The 25,540-nt window shown below is 39.5% G+C and carries 28 protein-coding genes; 25 read left to right on the top strand and 3 right to left on the bottom strand.

Annotated elements, in window-relative coordinates:
• Positions 1-10: 10 nt before the first annotated feature.
• The 11 genes from hisC to NSQ44_RS11630 all read left to right on the top strand — a co-directional run bounded on the left by hisC (position 11) and on the right by NSQ44_RS11630 (position 12,131).
• Positions 11-1,093 carry a histidinol-phosphate transaminase gene (gene hisC, locus NSQ44_RS11680; RefSeq protein WP_066251925.1) on the top strand — a complete coding sequence of 361 codons (1,083 nt, stop codon included), beginning with the start codon at positions 11-13 and terminating at the stop codon, positions 1,091-1,093.
• A gap of 55 nt (positions 1,094-1,148) precedes the next feature.
• On the top strand, positions 1,149-2,249 hold the full coding sequence (locus NSQ44_RS11675; protein ID WP_340857116.1) for a prephenate dehydrogenase: 1,101 nt from the start codon (positions 1,149-1,151) through the stop codon (positions 2,247-2,249).
• 16 nt (positions 2,250-2,265) lie between these two features.
• Positions 2,266-3,561: a 3-phosphoshikimate 1-carboxyvinyltransferase gene (aroA, locus tag NSQ44_RS11670; protein WP_340857115.1), complete on the top strand. Its 1,296-nt coding sequence runs from the start codon at positions 2,266-2,268 to the stop codon at positions 3,559-3,561.
• Positions 3,562-3,636: 75 nt separating this feature from the next.
• A complete protein-coding gene (locus NSQ44_RS11665; protein ID WP_340857114.1) occupies positions 3,637-4,548 on the top strand; it encodes a hypothetical protein in 912 nt (303 codons plus the stop codon).
• 21 nt (positions 4,549-4,569) lie between these two features.
• Entirely contained in the window at positions 4,570-5,835 is a 1,266-nt protein-coding gene (locus NSQ44_RS11660; RefSeq protein WP_340857113.1) for a tetratricopeptide repeat protein, read from the top strand.
• Positions 5,836-5,907: 72 nt separating this feature from the next.
• Positions 5,908-6,450, top strand: a complete 543-nt coding sequence (locus NSQ44_RS11655; RefSeq protein WP_066251907.1) for a ReoY family proteolytic degradation factor — start codon at positions 5,908-5,910, stop codon at positions 6,448-6,450.
• Positions 6,451-7,175: 725 nt separating this feature from the next.
• Positions 7,176-7,619, top strand: a complete 444-nt coding sequence (locus tag NSQ44_RS11650; protein ID WP_340857112.1) for a YpiF family protein — start codon at positions 7,176-7,178, stop codon at positions 7,617-7,619.
• A 140-nt stretch (positions 7,620-7,759) separates the two neighbouring features.
• The gene (locus NSQ44_RS11645; protein ID WP_340857111.1) at positions 7,760-8,272 is read left to right on the top strand and encodes a ubiquinol-cytochrome c reductase iron-sulfur subunit; all 513 of its coding nucleotides are present in this window, start codon (positions 7,760-7,762) and stop codon (positions 8,270-8,272) included.
• Between the two features lie 3 nt (positions 8,273-8,275).
• A complete protein-coding gene (gene qcrB / locus NSQ44_RS11640) occupies positions 8,276-8,950 on the top strand; it encodes a menaquinol-cytochrome c reductase cytochrome b subunit (protein ID WP_063388568.1) in 675 nt (224 codons plus the stop codon).
• Between the two features lie 64 nt (positions 8,951-9,014).
• A complete protein-coding gene (locus tag NSQ44_RS11635) occupies positions 9,015-9,782 on the top strand; it encodes a menaquinol-cytochrome c reductase cytochrome b/c subunit (protein WP_340857110.1) in 768 nt (255 codons plus the stop codon).
• A gap of 888 nt (positions 9,783-10,670) precedes the next feature.
• Entirely contained in the window at positions 10,671-12,131 is a 1,461-nt protein-coding gene (locus NSQ44_RS11630; RefSeq protein ID WP_340857109.1) for an alanine/glycine:cation symporter family protein, read from the top strand.
• Positions 12,132-12,518: 387 nt separating this feature from the next.
• Here NSQ44_RS11630 and NSQ44_RS11625 read toward each other — a convergent pair whose 3' ends face one another.
• Entirely contained in the window at positions 12,519-12,788 is a 270-nt protein-coding gene (locus tag NSQ44_RS11625) for a hypothetical protein (RefSeq protein ID WP_340857108.1), read from the bottom strand.
• 83 nt (positions 12,789-12,871) lie between these two features.
• Complete coding sequence (locus tag NSQ44_RS11620; RefSeq protein ID WP_340857107.1) at positions 12,872-13,123, bottom strand: hypothetical protein; 252 nt, start codon at positions 13,121-13,123, stop codon at positions 12,872-12,874.
• A gap of 326 nt (positions 13,124-13,449) precedes the next feature.
• Here NSQ44_RS11620 and NSQ44_RS11615 point away from each other — a divergent pair, with 326 nt between their 5' ends.
• Together NSQ44_RS11615 and ypjB are read left to right on the top strand one after the other, a co-directional pair.
• Entirely contained in the window at positions 13,450-14,049 is a 600-nt protein-coding gene (locus NSQ44_RS11615; RefSeq protein ID WP_066251898.1) for a DUF1405 domain-containing protein, read from the top strand.
• 64 nt (positions 14,050-14,113) lie between these two features.
• On the top strand, positions 14,114-14,893 hold the full coding sequence (gene ypjB, locus NSQ44_RS11610; RefSeq protein ID WP_340857106.1) for a sporulation protein YpjB: 780 nt from the start codon (positions 14,114-14,116) through the stop codon (positions 14,891-14,893).
• A 213-nt stretch (positions 14,894-15,106) separates the two neighbouring features.
• On the opposite strand, the gene NSQ44_RS11605 is transcribed toward ypjB, so the two are convergent.
• Complete coding sequence (locus NSQ44_RS11605; protein WP_094246122.1) at positions 15,107-15,976, bottom strand: YitT family protein; 870 nt, start codon at positions 15,974-15,976, stop codon at positions 15,107-15,109.
• Between the two features lie 142 nt (positions 15,977-16,118).
• On the opposite strand from NSQ44_RS11605, the gene NSQ44_RS11600 reads away from it, so the two are divergent.
• The 12 genes from NSQ44_RS11600 to NSQ44_RS11545 all read left to right on the top strand — a co-directional run bounded on the left by NSQ44_RS11600 (position 16,119) and on the right by NSQ44_RS11545 (position 25,490).
• On the top strand, positions 16,119-16,442 hold the full coding sequence (locus tag NSQ44_RS11600) for a nucleotide pyrophosphohydrolase (protein ID WP_340857105.1): 324 nt from the start codon (positions 16,119-16,121) through the stop codon (positions 16,440-16,442).
• Positions 16,443-16,457: 15 nt separating this feature from the next.
• Entirely contained in the window at positions 16,458-17,237 is a 780-nt protein-coding gene (gene dapB, locus NSQ44_RS11595; RefSeq protein ID WP_063388559.1) for a 4-hydroxy-tetrahydrodipicolinate reductase, read from the top strand.
• Between the two features lie 11 nt (positions 17,238-17,248).
• Positions 17,249-17,653, top strand: a complete 405-nt coding sequence (gene mgsA / locus NSQ44_RS11590; RefSeq protein WP_340857104.1) for a methylglyoxal synthase — start codon at positions 17,249-17,251, stop codon at positions 17,651-17,653.
• A 44-nt stretch (positions 17,654-17,697) separates the two neighbouring features.
• A complete protein-coding gene (bshA, locus tag NSQ44_RS11585; protein ID WP_340857103.1) occupies positions 17,698-18,840 on the top strand; it encodes an N-acetyl-alpha-D-glucosaminyl L-malate synthase BshA in 1,143 nt (380 codons plus the stop codon).
• Complete coding sequence (locus NSQ44_RS11580; protein WP_340857102.1) at positions 18,837-20,048, top strand: CCA tRNA nucleotidyltransferase; 1,212 nt, start codon at positions 18,837-18,839, stop codon at positions 20,046-20,048. The genes bshA and NSQ44_RS11580 overlap by 4 nt, the downstream gene beginning before the upstream one ends.
• Entirely contained in the window at positions 20,018-20,998 is a 981-nt protein-coding gene (locus NSQ44_RS11575) for a biotin--[acetyl-CoA-carboxylase] ligase (protein ID WP_340857101.1), read from the top strand. The genes NSQ44_RS11580 and NSQ44_RS11575 overlap by 31 nt, the downstream gene beginning before the upstream one ends.
• 247 nt (positions 20,999-21,245) lie before the next feature.
• The gene (panB, locus tag NSQ44_RS11570) at positions 21,246-22,079 is read left to right on the top strand and encodes a 3-methyl-2-oxobutanoate hydroxymethyltransferase (protein ID WP_063388554.1); all 834 of its coding nucleotides are present in this window, start codon (positions 21,246-21,248) and stop codon (positions 22,077-22,079) included.
• Positions 22,076-22,924, top strand: a complete 849-nt coding sequence (panC, locus tag NSQ44_RS11565) for a pantoate--beta-alanine ligase (RefSeq protein ID WP_063388553.1) — start codon at positions 22,076-22,078, stop codon at positions 22,922-22,924. Before panB ends, panC begins: the two co-directional genes overlap by 4 nt.
• 14 nt (positions 22,925-22,938) lie before the next feature.
• Positions 22,939-23,322: an aspartate 1-decarboxylase gene (gene panD / locus NSQ44_RS11560; RefSeq protein WP_340857100.1), complete on the top strand. Its 384-nt coding sequence runs from the start codon at positions 22,939-22,941 to the stop codon at positions 23,320-23,322.
• 278 nt (positions 23,323-23,600) lie between these two features.
• On the top strand, positions 23,601-23,771 hold the full coding sequence (locus NSQ44_RS11555; RefSeq protein ID WP_065095534.1) for a YpmA family protein: 171 nt from the start codon (positions 23,601-23,603) through the stop codon (positions 23,769-23,771).
• A 12-nt stretch (positions 23,772-23,783) separates the two neighbouring features.
• Entirely contained in the window at positions 23,784-24,287 is a 504-nt protein-coding gene (locus NSQ44_RS11550; protein WP_063388550.1) for a cell wall elongation regulator TseB-like domain-containing protein, read from the top strand.
• An 18-nt stretch (positions 24,288-24,305) separates the two neighbouring features.
• Positions 24,306-25,490, top strand: coding sequence for a pyridoxal phosphate-dependent aminotransferase (locus tag NSQ44_RS11545; protein WP_063388549.1), 1,185 nt, complete (start codon positions 24,306-24,308; stop codon positions 25,488-25,490).
• The last annotated feature ends 50 nt before the right edge of the window (positions 25,491-25,540 follow it).

The raw sequence follows: 25,540 nt of genomic DNA, 5'->3' as shown, positions 1-25,540 counted from the left end.
GGTGTTAATGTTGGAGGTAAAAGAACAGTTAAAGTCGCTGAAACCATACGAACCTGGAAAACCAATTGAACAAGTAAAAGAACAGTTTGGTCTAACAAAGGTGATCAAGCTTGCATCAAACGAAAACCCGTACGGTTGTTCTGATAAAGTGAAACAAGCGATACAAGAGGAGCTTGAATCTCTTGCGATCTATCCTGACGGCTATAGTGCAGAGCTGCGAAAACAGGTGGCAAAGCATGTAGGCGTAAAAGAAAATCAGCTCATTTTCGGAAACGGATCAGATAATATTATACAAATTCTGTCACGTTCTCTTTTGAGCGAAGGCTTCAATACCGTAATGGCGTCACCGTCATTTTCCCAATACCGGCATAATGCGGTGATCGAAAATGCCGAAATTCGCGAAATTGAACTTGTAGATGGGCGGCACAATTTGGATAAAATGGCAGACTCTATTGATTCCAAAACAAAAATTGTATGGTTATGCAATCCGAATAACCCTACAGGAGTTTACATAAGTGAAGAAGAGCTTATTAATTTTTTAAACAAAGTGCCGAAGGATGTCCTTGTCGTATCTGATGAAGCGTATTACGAATATGTGACGGCGGAAGATTATCCGAATTCAGTCGCCTTATTGGATCAATTTCCAAATCTATTAATTTTACGGACGTTCTCAAAAGCATACGGCCTAGCTGCACTCCGAGTAGGATATGGAATTGGAAATGAAGAACTCATCCGCTTAATTGAGCCGGCAAGGGAACCTTTTAATACAAATCGTCTTGGACAAAAGGCTGCTATTGCAGCGCTAAACGATCAAACTTTTATCGAAACCTGCAAAAAATTGAACCGGGAAGGGCTCAAACAATACTATGATTTTTGTGAACAATTTGGTCTTGAGTACTTCCCGTCGCAAACGAACTTTATTTTAATAGATTTTCAAAGGGATGCGGATGAGCTTTTTCAACAGCTGCTTGAAAAAGGATTCATCGTCCGGTCAGGAAAAGCTCTCGGATTTCCGACATCGCTGAGAATTACTGTCGGAACAGAAGAGGAAAATGAAGCACTGATTCAAACTTTAAAGGAACTACTTTCCTAAAAGAGGTGAACGCTCACCTCTTTTTTTACCAAAAAGCAGAAACAGGTGGTTTTTTGTGGAAAAAGTTTTTATCATTGGTCTTGGCTTAATCGGCGGATCGATTTCGCGTGCAATTAAGAAAGAACATCCATCGGTTCAATTGGTTGGATATGATATAAAAAATGATCAAGTGCAAATGGCAAAAAAATTGGGAATCATTGATCAATCAGCGGAATCTATTAAGGAAGGCGCTGAATCAGCGGACGTTATTATTATTTCAACTCCCGTTGAACAAACATTGAACGTTTTAACGTTTTTGGGAGAGCTAAGCTTGAAAGAAGGAGTCATTGTCACTGATGTCGGCAGCACAAAGAAAAAAATTGTCGATCATGCGAGCTTTTCTTTGCCGAAAACAGTAACATTTATTGGCGGTCACCCAATGGCGGGCTCACATAAATCAGGCGTTGCGGCAGCGAAAACTCATTTATTTGAAAATGCGTTTTATATTTTAACGCCTGGCAGCAACGAACGTCCGGAAAAAATAGAACAATTAAAAAAGCTTTTAAAGGGAACAAAAGCGCAATTTATTGTCATGACACCTGAAGAACATGATTCCATTACCGGAGTCATTAGCCATTTTCCGCATTTAATCGCGGCAAGCCTCGTCCATCAGGCAGAAAAGAAAGAAGAAATGTTTCCGATTATTAAGCGGCTTGCGGCCGGAGGATTTCGCGACATTACCCGAATTGCGTCAAGCAACCCGGTTATGTGGCGCGATATTATTGTTCACAACCATGATGTATTAATCGAGTTGTTTGATGAATGGATTCAAGAAATGAAGCAAATTAAACAATTCATTGAGAATCTCGATAAAGAACAGCTTTATACATATTTTGAAAAAGCGAAGACATATCGAGACGGATTGCCTGAAAGGGAAAAAGGAGCCATTCCGTCCTTTTATGACCTTTATGTCGATGTTCCGGATTATCCGGGTGTTATTTCTGAAATTACCGGTTATTTAGCAAAAGAGGAAATTAGCATAACAAATATTCGAATTTTAGAAACGCGTGAAGAAATTTTTGGTGTTTTGCGCATCAGCTTTCAGTCGGATGAAGACCGGATGAAGGCGAAACAATGCATTGATCGCTACACGAATTATGAAACATATATACTGTAGTTGGGGTGATACAGATATGAATCAAGGGCTTGTCTTGACAAAAAAACATTCGCTGAACGGAACTATAGAAGTTCCCGGCGACAAATCGATCTCCCATAGGGCGGTTATGTTTGGTGCAATTGCGGAAGGAAAAACAACTATTCAAAACTTTTTAACTGGAGAGGATTGCTTAAGCACCATTTCATGCTTCAAAGAGATGGAGGTATCGATCAAACAGGAAGGAACGAATGTAACAATTGAAGGGAAAGGATTTTCCGGACTGAAAGAACCTGTCAACATTTTAAATGTTGGGAACTCAGGCACCACGACAAGATTAATGCTGGGCATTTTAGCGGGACGTCCTTTTCATGCATGCATTATTGGGGATGAGTCAATTGCGAAAAGACCGATGGATCGTGTAACAGCTCCTTTAAGACAAATGGGAGCTCATATTGATGGACGGAATAACGGATCTTTTACCCCGCTGTCTTTGCGCGGTGGGAATTTAAAGAGCATTTATTACAAATCCCCAGTAGCGAGTGCTCAAGTGAAGTCATCGATTTTGCTTGCAGGTCTTCAAGCAGATGGAACCACAACAGTTGAGGAGCCGTATCAATCAAGAGATCATACGGAACGTCTTTTGTCAGCCTTTGGCGTCCATGTGAAAAAACAAAATTTGACTGTTTCGGTAGAGGGAGGACAAACATTAAAAGGCGCCAATATTTATGTGCCTGGTGACATTTCTTCCGCTGCTTTTTTCCTAGTTGCGGGAGCCATTGTTCCGGACAGTTCGATCAAGCTGAAAAATGTCGGTATTAACACAACAAGAACAGGGATTTTAGATGTTTTAGAAAATATGGGTGCAGAGATCGAGATTATACCGACATTAGATTCTGCCGAACCGATGGCTGATATATCGGTCAGGACATCTGAGCTAAAAGGAACCGAAATTTCAGGAGAGCTGATTCCGAGACTGATTGATGAAATTCCGATCATTGCCCTTCTTGCGACACAGGCTGAAGGAACGACAGTTATTAAAGATGCCGAAGAATTAAAGGTAAAAGAAACAAATAGAATTGATACAGTTGTCGGCGAGCTGAAAAAGCTTGGCGCGGATATTGAAGCTACAAACGATGGAATGATCATTCGCGGAAAAACAAAGCTGAAAGGAGGAACGAATGTTTCCAGCCATGGAGATCACCGCATCGGCATGATGCTCGCGATTGCCAGCACTATTTGTGAAGAACCTGTGGAATTAATGCAGCACGAGGCAGTCAGTGTATCCTATCCTGCTTTTTTTGACCATTTGAATTTGCTTTCCAAAACCATCTGAGTTTGTCAGATGGTTTTTGTCATATTTTTATCAACCTTTTCATAGCTTGTCTAAAAAAGCTATTGAGGTGGGAAAATGGCATATATTATTGATCAAATTCGTTTAATGGAAGACAATCAAATTGTGACGCGCTCAATACTCGTTGACGGAAATCAGTTTCGTTTTAAAGAAAAGCAATTAGATCAGTTTCGATTTATGAAAATGGATGGATCGCCCTATTTCATGACACCGGGCTTTGTCATGCTTGACCAAAACATTCAATATTTAGACCAAAGCCATTCATTCAAATTATATGTGAAGAATTTGATCCAAAAAGGCTGCACTTTTTTAATTGCTGCTGTTGATTTGCCGTTTGAAAGACAATGGGATGAAAAGAAAAAACATATTCGCAAAGTGATGATGAATTCGCCGATCGATTATGCGATCGCTGCAAAAATCCCGATCGAACGGCTGACCCCTTCAATCATCAGAATGTTAAAAAGAGAAAAAATTACTGTGATTATTGTGGAAATTAAGCAGATTGCTGAGCTTGATGATGTTCCATGGGAATGGATTCGTGAGACTTTATTTCCAAAGCAAACTCCAATTTTTCCCCATTTTTCTTCAGAAGATCAATCCATCTTCCATCAGTTGAAAAGCAAATGGCGGCAAATTGTAAAAAAATATAAATTGCCATCATTGGAAGAATGTCCTGAAAACGGTGTCCCACTTATGAAAGAAGCATTAATGAAAATCGGTCTTTATCCGATTCGCGGCGAAATTTTAAGTGGAAGCAATGTTGATTATAATTTATTTCGGATAATCGATTTAGTTGAAGAAAATAATTATCTAGATTATTATAATCATAACCCAGAAGTGATCGTTCACAACGGAAGCGTTTTGAAAGCAGGAGAACAAATATTTTATAAACCAGGGTTCGGAAAAGAAGTGCAACTGAATGCACCAGGACGCTTCAATATTTATTCGCAGCCAATACACAAGTACTGAATTTAGAAGGGGAGTTTTAGGTTGAATAAAAAAATGAGCGAAGCCGTTCAATTAGTTGAAAGCGGCCAAGTGGAAAAAGGATTGAAAAAACTTTCATCCATTGAAAAAGAGTTAAATGATGAAGAAAAGTTTGAGCTTGCAGAAAAATATTTTCAATGGGGCAGGACAGATGAAGCGCTAAAAATAGCCGAGGAGCTCTCACAGTTATACCCTGATGAATCTGCTATCACTCTTTTTTTGGCGGAAATATACATTGAGCTTGACGATGAAGAAAAAGCGATTGATCTGCTGAATGAAATTGATCAAGAGGATGAATCATATCCGCAAGCCCTTCTTCTTATGGCTGATTTGTATCAATTGCAAGGCTTATATGAAGTCAGCGAACAAAAGCTGAAGGAAGCCAAGAGAAGATTGCCTGAAGAGAAAGTAATTGATTTCGCATTAGCCGAGCATTATTTTCATCTCGGAAAATATCGTCAAGCAATCGACTTTTATAGAGTAGTCCTAGAGGAATTTGAAAATATAATGAATGTAAATATTCATCAACGAATTGGCGAGTCTTTATCTGCTTGCGGTGAATTTGAAGAAGCCCTTGCTTATTTTGAGAAAGCGGTGGAAGAAGAGGATTTGGACACATATTTCGCTTATGGGATGACAGCTTTAAATGCAGGCCAGACAAAAACAGCAATTGCACAATTTGAACGAATAAAGGAATTGGACACTACCTACCACTCACTATATTTATATTTGGCCAAAAGCTATGAACAGGAAGGGATGGTGGAAAAAAGTTTTCAAATTGTTCAAGAAGGTTTGCAGGAGGATCCATTTAATAAAGAGCTTTATTTATTCGGCGGAAAAATTGCCTTAAAGCTCAAAGATGTAGACAATGCAGTAAAATTGTTAAAAAAAGCGCTGGATCTGGATCCGGGTTATGTAGAAGCAATCATAACACTTTCAGGAGTGTTGTTAAACCAAGGAAAATATATGGAAACGATTGAGATGTTGACGGAAATCGTAGAAAAACATGAAGAATATGATCCTCATTTTGACTTCAATTTAGCGATCGCTTATCATCGCACCGAACAGTACGAAAAGGCATTAAAGCATTATGAAAATGCATATAATAATTTTAAAACAGACCCGGAATTTTTGGAGAATTACGCTTATTTTCTGCTTGAAGAAGGGGAGCGGGCAAAGGCTAGGAAGCTTTTTAAAAAAGCGCTGGAGCTTGATCCAGGCAACATTGAATATGAAAATATGCTGCTTGAATTGGAGGACAATTTTTAGGCGGAATTGGAAGGAATTCAAGGCAACTATGTTGAATTTTTGAATTAGATGGAAAGCAGAGGAGGGTTAAAGATGAAAGCCCCTGTTTCTGTTAACGAGAAGAAAGAATTTATTCGCTGGTTTTTAAATCATTATCAGTTGAAAAGACGGGAATGCGTATGGATATTAAATTATTTAATGAGCCATGATTCATTAATGGAAAACGTCCACTTTGTAGAGCATGCCAAATTTTGTCCGAGGGGAATGGTCATGTCCACCCACTGTGTGGACGATGTTCCGTTTAGATTTTATAAAGAAAATGTGATGACAACAGATGCAGAAAAGTCTTTTCACGATATTCGCTTGAATAAAGATGAAGACTTGTATATCCAGTTAAACTTTCGCGCTCAATACCGTTCCCCGGAATATGCTGCCGTTTTAGTTGAAAATCCATATTTGCCTAAAGATATGCAAAGAAATGAGAAAGACCGGCTGCTTGCGGAAAAAATTTTGGAGGAGTCAATTAAAAAATTTCAAAAAGAAAAACTCCTCCGCTTAATTGATGAAGCGTTGGATGCTCACGATGAAGAGGCGTTTCGAAAGCTTGTAAAACAATTGAACAATTTAGGATGTTAAGCAATGTGTATAGCATTGCTTTTTTACTTGTGCGCCCGGCATGGGTGTAATCTATAGGGTGAAAGTCCCGAGCTGCGAAGGCAGAAGTAGCAGTTAGCTTAACGCAAGGGTGTCCGTGGTGACGCGGAATCTGAAGGAAGCGAGCGGCAAACTTTAAGGTCTCTCGGAACACGAACTTCATATGAGGCTAGGTATCACTGGGTGAGTTTGCAAGACAAAACAAAGCCCTTTCTGCCGAAGGTGATACAGAGTAAATGAAGCAGATGGATGGAAGGAAAGATTACACTCTTACCCGGGGAGGTCTGGCTGGCACGCCAAGTAACCTTGGTAACCTATCTAGTGATAGATAGCTGAACAGTCAGAAGTCAGCAGAGGTCATAGTATTAGTTGGTCTAGAACAACTAAGAAGGACCGAACAATTAAGAGAGAATAGCCCTTGGCATTCAGTGAGTCATGATGAACACAGAAAACGTAGTACCTCACTTGAGGGAGGAAGCGGTGAATCCCGTGGGAGATCTCTTGGAGGGTGGAGTGACCACTGGCATAAAGAGAACAGCTATTCACGGAAGTTATAAAGACTTGCGTCAATTATCTTAATTGAACCGCCGTATACGGAACCGTACGTACGGTGGTGTGAGAGGACGGGAGTTAATCGCTCCCTCCTACTCGATTGCTTATCAGTTTTATAATGAGTAAGGAAAAATAAAAAATAGGGGCTGAAATCAGTGAAATGGCAAATGGTTGATATCGATTCTTTTCTTCAATCAAGGGAGTACGTTGATACTGCAGTTGTTCCTCTCCTATCGGTATCTTTTGATGAGGAACTGAAAAGAAGTGCGTCAAAAGCAGATTTTATTATGATTGTTTCACAGGAGCTTGAACGGCAGTTAAAGGGGCGGATCATGCTGTTACCTCCGTTTGTTTCTTTAAAAAATGACGACATTGATTTGGATAAACTGTTAAAAAAGTGGAAAGATACGATTAAACAGCATTTTCAGCATGTTATTTTTTTAACATGTGAAGAAAGATGGCGCAAAGAAGGTGATGAATTTATATGGATTCCGTCAATCCCAATAGAACATATGGATCAGAATGTAAAACGAAAGGTTGTTCAGGACCAAATCGAACAAATTATGAACATTTTATTACAATATTGGAATCGAACCTAAAAACCCTTTCAACCCCTTGATTCTAACGATATGATTATATTGACCTTCTACAAAGATTGATATATCATGAGTATGTCTTAGTTTTATATGTTTCTGTATATGTCCATTATGGACTAGCTTGAGATAGAGGGGGGAAAAAGATGAGCGAGAATAAACACCGTGTTTCAAGACGTCAATTTTTAAACTATACGCTAACGGGTGTAGGCGGTTTTATGGCTGCAGGCATGCTCATGCCGATGGTTCGTTTCGCAGTAGATCCTGTGTTGCAGCCGAAATCAGCTGGAGAATTCGTTAATACAAATGTAAAGGAATCAGACATTAAAGAAGAACCGACACGCGTTGACTTTACCATTAAACAGAAGGACGCGTGGTATGAAAGTGAAGAGCCAAAATCCGCGTGGGTTTATAAAAATGAAAAAGGAGAAATTGTTGCCCTTTCTCCAATTTGTAAACACCTTGGCTGCACAGTAAACTGGAACGGGGATAAATCAAACCCTAACAGGTTCTTCTGTCCTTGCCACGGAGGATTGTATGAGAAAAACGGCGACAATGTCCCTGGAACACCGCCTCCTGCTCCGCTGGATGAATATGAGTACAAAATTCAAGATGGATTTTTATATTTAGGAAAAGCTAAACCAAGAGGGGGGGCGTAATAAGTGCTCAACAAATTGTATGATTGGGTTGATGAACGGTTAGATATCACCCCTTTATGGCGCGATATCGCAGACCATGAAGTTCCCGAACATGTTAACCCAGCCCATCACTTTTCAGCATTTGTATACTGCTTTGGCGGTTTGACGTTTTTTGTTACAGTGATTCAAGTGCTGTCTGGCATGTTTTTAACGATGTATTACGTGCCGGATATTAAAAATGCATGGGAGTCTGTCTATTATTTGCAAAATGAAGTGGCGTTCGGACAAATTGTTCGCGGTATGCACCATTGGGGAGCAAGCTTAGTCATCGTCATGATGTTTTTACATACTTTACGTGTATTTTTCCAAGGAGCATACAAAAAGCCACGCGAGCTTAACTGGATTGTCGGTGTACTCATTTTCTTCGTTATGCTAGGTTTAGGTTTGACAGGCTATTTATTGCCTTGGGACATGAAAGCGTTGTTTGCGACAAAAGTTACCTTGCAGATTGCTGAATCGACACCGCTTATTGGAGAGTACGTCAAAATTTTGCTTGCAGGGCATTCCGAAATTGTCGGTGCGCAAACATTGACTCGCTTCTTTGCGATTCATGTATTTTTCTTGCCTGCTGCATTATTCGGATTAATGGCAGCGCACTTCTTAATGATTCGCAAACAAGGGATTTCAGGTCCGCTATAAAATCCGGTTTATTCTTTTTTAGTAAGTTGTTCGTGGCGAACCGCTTAACAAAGGAGGGGAAACAATGCATCGCGGAAAAGGTATGAAGTTCGTTGGAGATTCTCGTGTGTCGGCTGAAAGAAAGCCGAACATACCGAAAGACTACTCCGAATACCCAGGGAAAACTGAAGCTTTTTGGCCCAACTTTCTTTTAAAAGAATGGTTAGTTGGCGCGGTCTTTTTAATTGGCTTTTTATGTTTAACCGTTGCCGATCCGTCACCGCTTGAGCGGGTTGCAGATCCTACGGATACTGGTTACATACCGCTTCCTGACTGGTACTTCTTATTTTTATACCAGCTTTTAAAATATTCTTATGCATCAGGTCCTTATACCGTTATCGGTGCAATCGTAATACCTGGACTGGCATTTTCTGCGCTACTTCTTGCTCCATTTTTGGATCGCGGGCCAGAACGTCGTCCGCATAAGCGTCCGGTTGCTGTAGGAATGATGCTGCTAGCTGTAGCTTCCATCGTTTATTTAACATGGGAGTCGGTTGAGCAAACGGACTGGGAATTAAAAGAGGAACAAGGGAAAATTAAAGCGGAAGCTAAAATTGATACAAATTCGGAAGGATACAAAATATTTCAGGAACAAGGCTGTATCTCCTGCCACGGTGATAACCTGCAAGGCGGAGCGGCTGGACCTTCTTTAGTTGATAACGGATTGTCTCCGGAAGAAGTTGCGAAAATTGCTAAAGAAGGCGTAGGAAGCATGCCTCCTGGAATCTTTAAAGGTACGGATGAAGAGTTGAAAGTATTAGCAGAGTTTGTTTCTAGTGTTACATCGAAATAAAAAGAGCTGACATCGTGTTTGTCTGTATAGCTTGTAGAGAAAGGAAGATTTTTTCTCTACAAGCTTTTTTATTGTCTTATCTCCACTGACTGTGAATCAACTCTAACAATGAAGTTAGCAAGATTGATGCGATTGTATTTTAAATAAAGTAAAATCAATTAACGACAAGCTGACTAACAATGAAGTTAGCAAGATTGATGCGATTGTATTTCCTTTTGTAGACTGGTAAATGGAAAAGTAGGAGGCGGTCAATCGCCTTCGTTGACGGCTTTCTATCCATTCACTATTTTTTGACAAAATGATAAAGAAGGAGAGCTAGGACACCTGCTTATTATACGTTTCTCCTGTAGACTCTAAACAAGCCACGTGTTCTAAATCGGTACCGGTTTCTATAGCCAGTATGCTAAGGCGTTTACTGTTTTGATTTTATGATTTGTGCCCTCTGCTCATGTGTAGGTATAGAGTGTCTGAAAGTATTCCATGATTGGTGTATTTGATAATTGAATTTTGAGCTGCTCCAATTATATATTTCACGATCATCGACACAACGATATCGTTTCACATAAACAATTTAAAACAACGGTTTATTTCATACGGGTAACTCGCCGATTTTTCTTATCCACCTGTTGTGAACATTTGTTCTCTATATAAACATTATAATGTGTTTCAAACATATGTTAAGTAACGACTTAAAATTCTGGAAATTCTAGTCACACAGAAAATATGTTCAACATCCTGATAAATGGTTGCATAGCACTAATATTCATTTCAAATAATTCAAAAATATTTTCTTTTTTGTGTTATTTCACAAAAATTGATGAAGAATCTATTATAAATATAAATGCTGAGCTATAATTACTCATAACATTAAAATAAGGGGGAATTTTTTTGGATGGTTTTATTGAAACATTGAGTGGCTGGCTTTGGAGTACGCCGATGATCGTATTTTGTATTGGAGTCGGAGTGTTTTTTTCATTTATGACAAAATTTGCTCAAATACGATTGATCAAAGATATGGTTCAGCAAATGTTTAAAGGAAAAAGTTCCAAGTCGGGAATTTCTTCTTTTCAAGCATTGTCGATCGCAATATCGGGACGGGTCGGAACCGGGAATATTGCTGGTGTAGCTACTGCGATCGCATACGGTGGTCCCGGTTCAGTATTTTGGATGTGGCTAATTGCTTTTTTTGGTTCTGCTACGGCATATGTGGAATCGACACTTGGCCAAATTTATAAAGAAAAAGTGGATGGGCTATACTGCGGAGGACCGGCTTATTATATTGAAAAAGGGTTAAATCGACGTTGGGCCGGAATGGTTTTTGCTGTGGCTGCGATTGTAGCAATGAGTGTTTTAATGCCGGGTGTTCAATCAAATGCCATTTCTTCTGGATTTAAAAAAGCATTCTCCGTTGATCCGACCATAACAGGAATCATCTTAGTTGTATTATTGGGAGTGATTATTCTTGGCGGAGTAAAAAGAATCGCCAACGTCGCTCAATTAGTAGTGCCTTTTATGGCAATCGGATATATACTTATTTCACTTATCATTATTATCATGAATATTGAAGCAGTTCCTGGTGTATTGAAACTAATTTTCTCTAGTGCGTTTGGAGCTAATCAATTATTCGGAGGGATTTTAGGAAGTGCGATTTCTTGGGGTGTAAAGCGTGGGATTTATTCAAATGAAGCTGGTCAAGGAACGGGGCCTCATGCTGCTAGTGCTGCCGAAGTTTCCCACCCGGCCAAACAGGGGCTCGTACAGTCATTTTCTATTTACATTGATACATTGCTTGTCTGTTCAGCAACAGCTTTTATGATTTTGTTTACAAATTCCTACAATGTGTATGAGCCTGATCAAAAATCATTGCTTGTAAACAATATTGGAGAAACTGTTGAAGTGGGTACTGTTTATACTCAAATTGCAGTCGATTCCCAACTACCTGGATTTGGATCCCCCTTTGTAGCAGTGGCATTATTCTTCTTTGCATTTACCACAATAATGGCATACTATTATATTGCCGAGGTAAATATTATATATTTGTTTAAGAAAAAAAATAAGAATATACCGATTATTGTTTTAAAGTTAGTTTTTCTTGCCGCCGTCTTTTACGGAACGGTTCGGACATCTGATATCGCATGGACTTTAGGAGATGTCGGACTAGGATTGATGGTATGGGTGAACTTAATCGGTCTCGTATTATTATATAAACCGGCCATCAGGGCGTTAAAAGACTATGAAAATCAGAAAAAACAAGGTGTTGATCCGACTTATGATTCTACAAAACAGGGTGTAAAAAATGCCGAATTTTGGGCAGACGGGTATAAACATGAAAATGAAGAAAGATCCTAAAGATTGCGTACCAACAATAAGCCCCTTTTTTAACGTAAATTGGCGAGAAGTCGCTCACCTTTATAGGCTGTGTGATGAATCGCCCTTTCTTTTCACTTGTGTTATGATCAGTTTACCAAAGGAAATGATCTTAATATAACATTGGGATTAGATAGTAATAATCATTTAGTGTTTTTCAGCATCGTAGACAATGATAGATGACAAAATATCAGAGTATGCAAACAGTACATTGTTAGCATCGCTGAATCATATCACATGACTCGTTAGTCTTCCCTCCCGACTGTTAAGAGCTTCGGTATTCCTATGCGAAATTGTGGTAAACTCATTCTAGCCGGACGATCTTTGTTTCGCTTCTCCTCTAGGTCTGTTGATTAGCAAAATCTTTTATCAACCTGAGAATTCCTCGACAGCTGTACCGTACATTGCTGTACAACGGAAGAATTCTAAGTGAAACCGAGCAGTGCTGTATGCTCGATGAACGGGTTCACAGTCATCTTGTTTAAACCGCTCATAGCGGTTGTTGGAAAACAGTTTGATGAGAAAGTCAAGTTCATTCGCTTCAAAATCGAAAGTCGCAATCCAGTCCATGGCAAACATGCACTTAGCTTCTTTGATGTAATTTCCCATGGAACATCGTTTGTTGTAAAAACGCCACAAATTGAGCGCTTCCTACTCGAGGTTGGTGACGATTGGTTTGTATCGAAATCCGTATTAAAGAATAGATTTAGAGCATCTGGCCGTCATCCACCACCTGTGTTTGGCATTATGATTTCAACACGATGAGGGTTCTTCCAGAAGATCGCTTGGTAGGCAACCGTCATGCCTTCTTCATCATCGACGTACCATTTCCAGTAACGACAGACGGCATCTTCCGCAGCGTGACGTTTCGTTGATGCTGGCAAGTCCTGTAGCGCTTTCTCAGGCTTGATTTTTCGAGGTGCTTGAGGAATATTTCGAATCTGCCGAAGTTGGTTGCATTTAGCGATGTACATTCGGTCTTGATTTTGTGGATGGGTGTGGTAGACTTCACCTTAAAGGTGCTTCTTTTTTGGTAGGTCATGTTCTTATCAAACAAAATTCTACCAAAGATGAGGAGCGCTTTCCTTATTTACAGAGAATGTTATTCTTGATAATCAGGATGAATATTGTTGCTGTGGAAGGCGATAAACTTATTTTAAAAATGCGTTCCTACCATTTAGTTCTTCAAAATATAAGGAACATTTCTGCAATGAAAAAAGAGTGTTTTCTTGGCATACATAGTACAGGGTGTCTCATGATCCATGACCCCGAATTCAATAAAACCAAGGAGTGAACTTGGATGGGTTGGTTATTTTTTGTATTAAGGCAGCGATCATTTTTATATTTGATGCTTTTAATCAATACAGCAGGAACAATTTATGGTTATATTTGGTATAAACAGCAGCTTTCCGAAACACCGCCACAGTTTATTGCGTTTGTTCCTGACAGTCCAACCGCTAGTTTGTTCTTTGTTTTCGTTTTGATTGGGTTTCTTGTTGGGAAGCATTTTAAATTGTTTGAAGCACTAGCAATGATTACGCTATTTAAATATGGAATTTGGGCGGTTGCCATGAACCTTTTTGTATATTTGGAAACGGGTGTTTTATCTATTTACGGAATGATGCTCATTTTGTCCCATTTAGGAATGGCAATAGAAGGGCTGTTGTATGCACCGTATTATCGGTTTGAAATGAAGCACTTGATGCTGGCCTCCATATGGACGCTTCACAATGAAATTATTGATTACGTGTTTGATATGATGCCTCAATATAGCGTTTTAAATCAATATTCTGCGCTAATCGGTTACTTTACGTTCTGGCTGAGTATTATTTCCATTGCGATCGCTTATTTTTTTGTTATAAAAAATCAAACATACAAATTTGAATTGAAAGAATTGTAAGAAACATGGTCTACTCTTGTCCACTCTTGAATAACTATTACTAGTAGTTATAGGGGGGACAAGAATGAAAAAATGGATCAGTACGTTGATTGTTCTCTTGCTTTTTTTCCTGCTTCAAATACCGATCAATGCAAAAGAAAAAAACAATTGGGAAACATTGGATGTCATGACGAATTATGCGTGGCAGCTTTCAAAGCAAAAAAAGTTTGATGAAGCGAAGCAGCTGTTATTATTTCTTGAAAACGAATTTAAAGAAAATAATGTTGAAAACCGCTTATCAATAAATGAGCTTCGGGTCATTTCTGCTTCTTACGAAAAAGCGTTGGATGCCGTTGAGAACGATGGAATGAGCTATGAAGATCGGATCGACAAAGTCACTCAATTCCGGCTTGTTGTTGATGCAATTCTGTCTGAACACCAGCCGCTCTGGAGCACAATGGAAGAACCGATCATGACGACATTTGCAGAATTAAAAACGGAAATGGAAAAAGAGGATTGGGCGGCTTTTCAGCATGAGTGGAATCGTTTTTTGTCACTGTACTCCGTTATTTATCCAAGCCTTACCGTTGATGTTGACAGCAAAAACATTGATAAGATTGAAACACATATTTCAGCAGTAAACGACAAAATGTTTTTTGAAATTTCGAAAAAGACAAGACAGAAGCATATGATGGAAATCGAAAAAGACTTAAAAAACATTTTTGATCGCGTCAAAAACGACGAAGCAGATCCATCGCTGTTATGGGTGATGTTTACAACGGGCAGCGTCATTTTTATTGCACTAGCTTATACAGGATGGAAAAAATACAAAGGGGAAAAAACAGATAAAAGAAAAGAGAACTAGATGCGCGGGGGTGTCTAATAAGTCGTTTTTTGGCTTATTGACAGCCCCCTTTAATGTATTAGAAACGTTGATATATCGATGTTTATGATTTTTTGTTTTCAAAAGGGATTTGACTTTCTGGACAGCCCCTGTCAGTGCTTAAACAAGTTTTTGTTTTCATGAAGGGTAAATCCTTCTTGAGCATCATAAACATCGTTGACGACAAGAAACGCGTTAGTGCTCAATCGGATTTTTATTTTCATCAAGGGTAAAGCCCTCACCGAGTACATCATGAACGTCGCTGACGACAACAAACGCATGAGGGTCGACAGCTGTAATAACTTGTTTCAGCTTGACAAATTCATTTTTGGCAACGACGCAATATAAAATATTCCGATTCTGTTTTGTAAACGAACCTTGTCCTTTTAAAATGGTCACTCCGCGATCCATATCCTTCATGATTTTTTCGGCAATTTCCTCATGTTTCTCCGATATGATGGTCGCTGCTTTTGCTCTATAGGCACCTTCCTGAATAAAATCAATGACTCTTGTTCCGATAAAAACAGCCACTAATGTGTACATGGCTTCGCGATAGGATAAATAAAAAATGGACGATAAAGTGATCACGCACGCGTCAAATAAAAACATTGTTTTTCCCATGCTGATGCCGAAAAATTTATAAACAAGACGAGCAATGATATCAACTCCACCTGTTGTTCCGCCATAGCGAAAAATAATCCCTAGTCCAACGCCGATGAAAACTCCTGCAAACAGAGCCGCCAATGTTAAATCTTCATGTAGAGGAATATGAAATGGATGCAGCTGAAAAATCCATAAAAAGAACGAAACTGAAATCGTTCCAATTAATGTATACAAAAAAGTCGTCTTCCCTAAAAGCTTCCATCCAATAAAAAAAATGGGTACATTCAATACAAGATTGGAAATAGAGGGGTTGATTTGAAACAAAAAAAATAAAAGGAGCGTAATACCAGTAAAACCGCCTTCAGCTAAATTGTTTTGCATATTAAAATGAACGAGTCCAAACGAGAAAATAGCGGATCCGAGCAATATAAAAAAGAGGTTTTTCAATTTAAAAGGCAACAAACTCCCACCTCCTATTTTTTTTCGATGTTTTTAATTATAATGGATCAGATTGTATGTTACAATTCAATCGACATTTCTTTTCATTGTCAAATGGTAAGGAATTAGCTAACATGAAAGAGAAGACAAATGAGGTGGTTGCCTAATGGAACGTAAAACAATTAAAGACCTGCAAAAAGAAGTAGATGATTACATATCCCAATTTAAGGAAGGCTATTTCAGCCCGCTGGCGATGCTTGCGCGATTAACAGAAGAGCTTGGTGAGCTTGCAAGAGAAATTAATCATTACTATGGGGAAAAGCCAAAAAAAGAAACCGAGAAAGAGAAAGAAATTGAAGAGGAAATTGGCGATTTATTGTTTGTCATCATTTGCTTGGCCAATTCTTTAAACATTGATCTTGAGAAGGCGCACGATCGCGTCATGGATAAATTTCAAACTAGAGATCGAAACAGATGGACAAAAAAATAGAAAGGTGATGGAATAATGGAACAAATTAAGATCGTCATTGCCGGCCCAAGAGGACGCATGGGGCAAGAGGCAGTAAAACTGGTAAATGAAACAGAGCATTTTACACTTTCAGCTGTACTAGACAAAATAAATGACGGCGAATGGTTTCAAGATCAAGTCCGCACCTATACAAACCCTGAACAATGCTTTGCAGAAACATCGCCAGACGTGTTGATTGATTTGACAACACCAGAGGTTGGAAAAATACATACAAAGCTTGCGCTGGAGCACGGTGTCCGCCCTGTAGTGGGAACTACCGGCTTTCAGGAAGAAGACTTGCAGGAATTGAGAAAATTAGCGGAAGAAAAAGGAATCGGGGCAATTATCGCGCCAAATTTTGCGATTGGAGCTGTACTGATGATGAAATTTGCAAAAATGGCGGCCAGATACTTCCCTGATGTTGAGATCATCGAAATGCATCATGATAAAAAGCTTGATGCACCTTCTGGAACTGGAATCAAAACGGCTGAAATGATTTATGAAGTTCGCGGAAATAAAAAGCAAGGACATCCGGAGGAAAAGGAAACGATCAAAGGAGCAAGAGGCGGCGAATGGAATGGCATTCATATCCACAGCGTTCGTCTTCCGGGGTTAGTGGCTCATCAAGAGGTTTTGTTTGGCGGTGACGGTCAAACGCTGAAAATTCGCCATGATTCCTATAATCGTGCGTCTTTTATGTCAGGAGTAAAGCTTTCCGTTGAAACCGTGATGAAGATCGATACGCTCGTTTACGGGTTGGAAAACATTATTGAATGAGGGGGAAATATATGAAGATTGCACTCATTGCTCACGATAAGAAAAAGGACGATATGGTTCAATTTACCATTGCTTATAAACATATATTAGAAAAGCATGATTTATTTGCAACAGGCACAACAGGCTTAAGAATACAGGAAGCAACTGGACTGAAAATTCAGCGCTTCCAATCCGGTCCGCTTGGAGGCGACCAAGAAATTGGTGCATTAGTCGCGAAAAACGAAATGGATGCCGTCTTCTTTTTTCGCGACCCGCTGACTGCCCAGCCTCATGAACCGGACGTTTCTGCCCTTATCCGCCTATGCGATGTGTATGCAATCCCCCTGGCAACCAATATGGGCACTGCGGAAATATTAGTAAAGGGGCTTGAACGGGGAGATTTTACATGGAGAAACATCATCCACGAGAAAAATTGAGCAGAAATCATAGTTTTGAAAATATCCTTTCCTGGTGATAATGAATGAAAAAATTGAAAATTGGCATTACTTGCTACCCGTCTGTTGGAGGATCAGGCGTGGTGGCGACAGAGCTTGGAAAATTGCTTGCAGAAAGAGGGCATGAAATTCACTTTATTTCCTCCAGCATGCCATTCAGGCTGAATAAGGTTTATCACAACATTTATTTTCATGAAGTGGAAGTAAATCAATACTCTGTTTTTAAATATCCTCCATATGATCTCGCTTTATCCAGCAAAATTGCCGAAGTCATTGAGAGGGAAAATTTAGATATTTTGCACGTTCATTATGCTGTGCCTCATGCGATTTGCGCTTTTTTGGCTAAACAAATGGTTGGGGGAAAAATAAAAATCGTCACAACTCTTCATGGTACTGATATTACTGTGCTAGGATATGATCCGACGCTCTCCATAGCGATCAAATTTGGGATTGAAGCTTCGGACCGCGTTACAGCCGTATCAAAGGCGCTCGTTAAACAAACATATGATTTATTGGAGCCTAAAAAAGAAATTGAAACAATTTACAATTTTATTGATGAACGAATTTATCATAAAAAACATTTGCCTTCATTAAAAAGAGAGTACGGGATTCAAGATGATGAAAAAGTGCTTATACACGTATCAAATTTTCGGCAAGTGAAGCGAGTTCCTGATGTCGTCAAAGCATTTGCCCTCATCCGACAGGAAGTCCCATCGAAGCTGTTGCTGGTCGGCGACGGACCGGAAGTGTCGATTGTCATGAAATTAGTGAAACAGCTGCAATTGGAAGATCATGTGCTGTTTTTGGGGAAGCAAGAAAACTTAGATCAATTGTATTCCATCAGTGATTTAAAATTGCTGCTGTCAGAAAAAGAAAGCTTTGGATTAGTTTTATTGGAAGCGATGGCTTGCGGAGTTCCCTGTATTGGAACGAGGATCGGCGGCATACCGGAAGTAATTGAAGATCATAAAACAGGCTATATTGTTGAGCTTGGCGATATTGAGGATACCGCCGAAAAATCGATTCGCTTATTGGAAGATCAAACACTTCATCAAAAAATGTCAGAAAATGCGATACTGCTTGTCAGAGAAAAATTTCATTCTGAAAAAATTGTGTCAACATATGAGCAAATTTATTTTGAATTACTATCTGAAGGAGTTCCAACATGAAAGCAGAATTTGTGGAGGCAATACCGATTATAGAACAATTAAATGAGCATGGCCATGAAGCGTATTTTGTCGGCGGTTCTGTTCGTGATTTATTGCTGAATCGGAAGATCGGGGATATCGACATTGCCACATCAGCAAAGCCTGATGAGATTCAAAAAATTTTTCCGAAAACAATTGATGTTGGGGTGCAGCATGGTACAGTCATTGTTCTTCATAATGGAAAGCCGTATGAAGTGACGACTTTTCGGACGGAAGGGGAATACGAAGAGTATCGAAGACCTAAATATGTCCGTTTTGTCAGCTCGCTGCAAGAAGATTTAAAGCGGCGCGATTTTACAATTAATGCTTTGGCGATGGACAAAAACGGGCGCATTTTAGATTATGTCAATGGCATGGAAGATTTAGAAAACCGCATGATTCGTACAGTGGGAGATCCGTATGAACGCTTTTCCGAAGATGCGTTAAGAATGCTGCGCGCTTTAAGATTTGTCAGCCAATTGTCCTTTCGGCTTGAAGAAAAAACTATGCAAGCCATAACCGTTTGGCATAAGCTTCTTCAGAACATATCGATCGAGCGAATAACTGCTGAATTTGAAAAGCTTCTGGCTGGAGCTTCCGCAAATGATGCGATACAACTATTAACTCTTACGAATGTTTATCAACATATGCCTGGATTAAAACAAAAGAAAGAACAGTTGCACAAGCTGCTCAGCTATCCAATGCATAATTTGTGTGAGCGGGAAGAATACTGGACTGTTTTGTTATTCGTTTTAGAAACGGATGATGGTGAATCATTTATGCGGAATTGGAAGCTTCCTAGAAGGGTGATCAAAAAAGTATGCAGACATCTTGAGTTGCTCAATTGTCTCTTCGAGAAAGACTGGACAGCCTTTCTTTTATATAAGACAGGGCTTGAGGATGCTCTTCAGCTGGAAAGAATAAGGCAGGTGCTGCAAAAAGAAAAAAACGAAGAAGCCATTCAGAAACTGCAAAAGTCGTACGAACAGCTTCCAATCCATTCTAGAAAAGAATTGGCCGTAACGGGGAATGACATTTTAAACATCGTGCCGAAAAAGCCGGGCAAATGGGTGGAGGAATATTTAACGCTGGTTGAACAACAGGTTGTCAATGGATTGATTGAAAATAATAGCGGCAAAATAAAGGAGTGGTTAAAAAATTGCAATCAGAAATTAGGCGAAAGCTGTTAGCAGCTTTTTCTGAAGCTGATGGAGGTTATGTTTCAGGCCAAAAAATCAGCGAATTGCTCGGTTGTTCAAGAACGGCAGTATGGAAGCATATTGAGGAATTGAGGAAGGAAGGATTTGTCCTCGAGGCGGTGCGAAAAAAGGGGTACAGAATAGTCAAGACGCCGGAAAAAATTACAGCCAACGAAATACAATTAGGTCTAGAAACGGATTTTATAGGACAAAACATTGTATATTCCGATACGGTTGATTCTACTCAAAAAATTGCCCATGAATTGTCGCAGAAAGGCGCTGAGGAGGGAACGCTCGTAGTTGCGGATGAACAGACAGGCGGAAGAGGGAGAATGGCTAGAGTATGGTATTCGCCAAAAGGTACAGGGATTTGGATGAGCATCATTTTGCGGCCGAACATACCTTTACAGAAAACCCCTCAGCTTACTTTATTGACAGCCGTTGCTCTCGTAGAAGGGATTGAAGAGGCAACAGGGCTTTCTCCGACCATTAAATGGCCCAATGACATTTTGATTAATGGAAAAAAAGCAGTCGGAATTTTAACAGAGCTTGAGGCGGAAGCTGATCAAGTGCATTCGGTGATCATCGGTATCGGTATTAATGTAAATCAGCAAATTGATGAATTTCCTGAAGCGATTCGCAATACCGCCACCTCCATAGCGATTGAAAAGGGAGAGAAAATTCATCGCGCCCTTATCATTCAAAAGTTTCTCGAACGTTTAGAAAAATGGTATACTACATATTTAGAGCATGGATTTAAACCGATTAAACTTTTATGGGAAAGCTATTCCATTAGTTTAAACAAAACGATCCATGCCCGGACATTATCCGGAACAGTTGTCGGCAAGGCTCTTGGCATTAATGAAGAAGGGGCGCTTCTCATTGAAACTTCTGAAGGAAAAATAGAAAAAGTGTATTCAGCAGATATTGATATCAAATAAATATATTTTACAATGAAATTTTGTTATACTTAACGAAAGGGCAGTATCCTGTTTGGAACTGCACCAAAAAAGTTTCATGTTGTCATTATTAAAAGATTGATTCTGCCTTGATCCAAAAGGACTGGGACAGAGGGATGAAGAAGCCGATAATAAGGAAATGGTAAAAATCCTTCTTTCTCAGTGAAAGAAGGTTTTTTTTAATCGGTTCGTTCTTACCCTCTGCAACTACAAAAGAGGGGGAGTTTTTATGAAAACAAAGCTGGATTTTATTCAAATGAAACAAAAGCAAGAGCCAATCGTGATGATGACGGCATACGATTATCCGTCCGCTAAGCTTGCTGAACAGGCAAATGTTGATATGATCCTTGTCGGCGATTCGCTTGGAATGGTCGTTTTAGGGTATGATTCAACCGTACCTGTAACGGTGGAAGATATGATTCATCATACGAAGGCTGTAAAACGCGGAGCAAAAAATACATTTGTTGTGACGGATATGCCCTTTATGTCGTACCATATTTCGACAGAAGACACGCTGCAAAATGCAAAGAAAATGGTGCAGCAAAGCGGGGCAGATGCCTTAAAGGTGGAAGGGCCTGTTTTTGACGTCATATCTCTGTTAACAAATGCCGGCATTCCTGTTGTTGCCCACCTCGGACTGACTCCTCAGTCAGTAGGTGTATTAGGCGGATATAAAGTACAAGGAAAAGAAGCGAAAAGTGCTGAAAAGCTGCTGCTAGATGCGAAAAAATGCGAACAGGCTGGCGCGATTGCCATTGTATTGGAATGCATCCCGTTTCAGCTGGCGGAAAAAATAACAAAAGAGCTGTCCATTCCAACCATCGGCATCGGCGCAGGAAAATATACAGATGGACAAGTGTTAGTGTTTCATGATTTGATTGGATTTGGAGTGGAAAGAGTGCCGAAGTTTGTTAAACAATATGCAAATGTAAATGAAAGCATTGTAAAAGCGATTGAAGCTTATAAAGATGAAGTGAAAAATCGGGACTTTCCATCGTTGGATCATTCGTTCCGCATGAATGAAGAGGAACTTGCAAGCTTATATGGAGGAAAAGGAAAATGAAAATCGTCACTACGATAGAGGAAATAAAAAAAGAAATCGATCTCAAGAAAAAAGAAGGAAAAACGATAGGGTTTGTGCCAACGATGGGATATTTGCATGAAGGTCATTTATCATTGGTTGAACGGGCCAAACAGGAAAACGACGTAACGGTGATGAGCGTTTTTGTGAATCCGCTTCAATTTGGACCGAATGAAGACTATCAAACATACCCTCGCGATATCAAACGCGACGAAGAGCTGGCAAGACAAAAAGGGGTTGACCTTTTTTTCGCGCCGACAAAAGAAGAAATGTATCCGGAAGAACCTGCCGTCACAGTAAAAGTGACGAAGCGCGTTGACGTTTTGTGCGGAAAATCAAGACCGGGACATTTTGACGGAGTGGCAACGGTTTTAACAAAGCTGTTTCACATCATAACTCCAGACAGAGCCTATTTCGGCTTGAAGGATGCCCAGCAAGTTGCCGTTGTTACAGCACTTATAAAAGATCTTAATTTCCCAATTGAAATTGTTCCGGTGGAAACGGTTCGTGAAGAGGACGGATTGGCCAAAAGCTCTCGAAACGTACGGTTAGACGAACAGGAACGAAAAGAAGCCGTTCATTTATATCAATCGTTATTAATGGCAAAAGAAATGGTTGAGAACAAAGTGCATGATCAAGAAGCCATCATCGAAAAAATGAGAGCGTATATAACGGAAAAGACGAGCGGAGAAATTGATTATATAGATATTTTGACTTATCCTGACTTGAAAAAACCAAACGCACTTACGGGAAAAATTATCGTTGCGATCGCTGTAAAATTTAAGCATGCTAGGCTGATCGATAATATTATTATCGATTTGACCTAAAGGGGGGTTCATACATGTTTCGTGTGATGATGAACGGAAAAATTCATCGTGCAAGGGTGACGGAAGCAAATTTGAACTATGTCGGTTCCGTTACGATCGACCAGGATATTTTAGATGCCGTTGGGATTGTCCCGAATGAAAAAGTGCAAATCGTGAATAATAATAATGGCGAACGTTTTGAAACGTATGTGATTCCTGGAAAAAGAGGAAGCGGTGTCATTTGTTTAAACGGTGCGGCTGCCCGGCTTGTTCAGGTCGGTGATGTGGTCATTATCATTTCCTATAAGCTTGTGCATGAAGATCAATTAAAAAACCACCGTCCAACGATAGCCATCATGAATGAAAACAATGAAATCATCGAGTTAATTAAAGAGGAACCGGCGAACACGATTATGTGATAAACAAGGGTCAGGCTCTTAAGCTTTCGATAGGGCTTGACCTATTTTCTGTTGCGGACGTAATTGGCCATAACTTTTCTGTACATATAAAAAAAAGAGGAGCAGCGATGGCTCCTCAAAAAATTAGGTGTGGACTAGGAGAAATTTTATTTAGTGTGAGCCGTAAAGCTGTTATAATGGGTACAGATAACAACATATTGCTGTTGTATCTATATTGTTTCCTGGATGCTTTGTAAGTATGAATTACAAATTTTGTTTTTGTAAAGGAGGAAGCTGACATGGAAAGCAAAATCGAAATTATATCTTCCGTTACGGTTGAGCATTCCGACGATTTGTATAAAATAGTTGATTTGCTAAATCGGACATTAAAAAGAGAACATTTATTATTCGGATTAGCCCTTGACAGCAAAGATCCAAATAAAGCGGTTTTTACTATTTATAGAACATAATCGGTGATCATAATGAAAGGAAAAATTTTTATTTCTTTTATATGCGCTCTTATCTTTTTAGTGGTGACGTTTGCTTTTCTTTATAATAGTGCAAAAGAAGATAAAACAAAAGGACACGAAACAGCTATACAAGCTGCGAAGGAGCATGGCTTTGCATCGATCGATGAAGTCAACACATTTTATAATCGAAATGTTTACTATATCATTCAAGGGAAAAATAAAAAAGGCGAAAAAATTATCGGCTGGATGAAAAAGGGGAACACGGATAAAATTTTAATTAAAAAAGCGAAGGAAGGCTTGAGCAAAGACGACGTACTTCAATTGATTCAAAACATTGACAACAGCAAGCCGAAGAAAATAAAGAAAATCATGCTTGGGTATGATGATACAGATTCGAAAAAATGGGATATACCGGTTTGGGAGGTCCAATATATTGACCAACAAAACCGTTATACATATTTTATTGTTAGCTTTACGGATGACAGAGTTTATAAAATGTACAGCATTAAGCAATAAGAAGGGAGCATTGTAAAAGTGAATTTATCTAAACGCGTATCAACTTTAACACCTTCATCTACACTGGCGATCACTGCAAAAGCAAAAGAATTGAAAGCAGCCGGGCATGATGTGATTGGCCTTGGGGCAGGCGAGCCGGATTTTAACACTCCTGATCATATTTTAGACGCTGCAGAAAAAGCTATGAAAGAAGGGCATACGAAGTATACGCCTTCTGGAGGACTTATATCATTGAAAGAGGCAATTATAGAAAAATTTAAAAAAGACCAGCATTTAGAATATAAACCGTCTGAAATAATTGTTTCAACAGGCGCTAAACACGCTTTATATACATTGTTTCAAGCTATTCTTGACGATGGTGATGAAGTGATCATTCCTTCTCCATACTGGGTAAGCTATCCGGAACAAGTGAAGCTTGCAGGCGGAGCTCCAGTATTTGTAGAGGGAAGGGAAGAAAATCAATTTAAAATTACGCCTGATCAGCTGCAGCAAGCGATCACAAACAAAACAAAAGCGGTGATTATCAATTCTCCGAGCAACCCGACCGGCATGATCTATACGCGGGATGAGTTGAAAGAATTGGCGGAGGTTTGCCTTAGCCATGATCTTATTATCGTTTCCGATGAAATTTATGAAAAATTAGTATACGGAGAAAATGAACATGTGTCCATCGCTCAAATTTCTCCTGAAGTAAAAGAAAAAACAATTATTATTAATGGCGTATCGAAATCCCATTCAATGACAGGATGGAGAATTGGTTATGCGGCGGGCAATGAGCGCATTATTCAAGCTATGACGAACCTAGCGAGCCACAGCACTTCAAATCCGACTTCAATTGCTCAATATGCTGCGATCGCGGCGTATGAGGGACCTCAAGAACCGGTCGAAATAATGAGAAGAGCTTTTGAAGACCGTTTAAATATCATTTACGAAAAACTTGTGCAAATACCTGGTTTCTCGTGCATTAAACCGCAAGGAGCATTTTATTTATTTCCAAATGCAAAAGAAGCAGCAGAGATAACAGGTTTTCGTAATGTTGACGAATTTGTCGAGGCGCTCTTGGAAGAGGAAAAGGTAGCGCTAGTACCAGGAAGCGGCTTCGGTGCCCCAGATAATGTAAGATTATCGTATGCGACATCGCTAGAACTTTTAAATAAAGCGATTGAACGTATTGATCGCTTTGTCAACAATCATAAACAGTAAAGATTGTCAATAGCCGGTTGTTCAGCCGGCTTTTTCGCTGGTTTCCTTTA

Origin of the sequence: Aeribacillus sp. FSL M8-0254 (genome assembly GCF_038008845.1) — a bacterium.
Lineage (GTDB): Bacteria > Bacillota > Bacilli > Bacillales > Aeribacillaceae > Aeribacillus > Aeribacillus composti.
This window is presented reverse-complemented; position numbering and strand designations above follow the sequence as displayed.

What these genes read in the sequence shown, in the direction of transcription:
- aroA (WP_340857115.1), top strand. Translation starts at nt 2,266, where the DNA reads ATGAATCAAGGGCTTGTCTTGACAAAAAAACATTCGCTGAACGGAACT.
- NSQ44_RS11665 (WP_340857114.1), top strand. Translation starts at nt 3,637, where the DNA reads ATGGCATATATTATTGATCAAATTCGTTTAATGGAAGACAATCAAATT.
- NSQ44_RS11655 (WP_066251907.1), top strand. Translation starts at nt 5,908, where the DNA reads ATGAAAGCCCCTGTTTCTGTTAACGAGAAGAAAGAATTTATTCGCTGG.
- NSQ44_RS11645 (WP_340857111.1), top strand. Translation starts at nt 7,760, where the DNA reads ATGAGCGAGAATAAACACCGTGTTTCAAGACGTCAATTTTTAAACTAT.
- NSQ44_RS11635 (WP_340857110.1), top strand. Translation starts at nt 9,015, where the DNA reads ATGCATCGCGGAAAAGGTATGAAGTTCGTTGGAGATTCTCGTGTGTCG.
- NSQ44_RS11620 (WP_340857107.1), bottom strand. Translation starts at nt 13,123, where the DNA reads ATGTACATCGCTAAATGCAACCAACTTCGGCAGATTCGAAATATTCCT.
- NSQ44_RS11615 (WP_066251898.1), top strand. Translation starts at nt 13,450, where the DNA reads ATGGGTTGGTTATTTTTTGTATTAAGGCAGCGATCATTTTTATATTTG.
- ypjB (WP_340857106.1), top strand. Translation starts at nt 14,114, where the DNA reads ATGAAAAAATGGATCAGTACGTTGATTGTTCTCTTGCTTTTTTTCCTG.
- NSQ44_RS11600 (WP_340857105.1), top strand. Translation starts at nt 16,119, where the DNA reads ATGGAACGTAAAACAATTAAAGACCTGCAAAAAGAAGTAGATGATTAC.
- dapB (WP_063388559.1), top strand. Translation starts at nt 16,458, where the DNA reads ATGGAACAAATTAAGATCGTCATTGCCGGCCCAAGAGGACGCATGGGG.
- mgsA (WP_340857104.1), top strand. Translation starts at nt 17,249, where the DNA reads ATGAAGATTGCACTCATTGCTCACGATAAGAAAAAGGACGATATGGTT.
- bshA (WP_340857103.1), top strand. Translation starts at nt 17,698, where the DNA reads ATGAAAAAATTGAAAATTGGCATTACTTGCTACCCGTCTGTTGGAGGA.
- NSQ44_RS11580 (WP_340857102.1), top strand. Translation starts at nt 18,837, where the DNA reads ATGAAAGCAGAATTTGTGGAGGCAATACCGATTATAGAACAATTAAAT.
- panB (WP_063388554.1), top strand. Translation starts at nt 21,246, where the DNA reads ATGAAAACAAAGCTGGATTTTATTCAAATGAAACAAAAGCAAGAGCCA.
- panC (WP_063388553.1), top strand. Translation starts at nt 22,076, where the DNA reads ATGAAAATCGTCACTACGATAGAGGAAATAAAAAAAGAAATCGATCTC.
- panD (WP_340857100.1), top strand. Translation starts at nt 22,939, where the DNA reads ATGTTTCGTGTGATGATGAACGGAAAAATTCATCGTGCAAGGGTGACG.
- NSQ44_RS11555 (WP_065095534.1), top strand. Translation starts at nt 23,601, where the DNA reads ATGGAAAGCAAAATCGAAATTATATCTTCCGTTACGGTTGAGCATTCC.
- NSQ44_RS11550 (WP_063388550.1), top strand. Translation starts at nt 23,784, where the DNA reads ATGAAAGGAAAAATTTTTATTTCTTTTATATGCGCTCTTATCTTTTTA.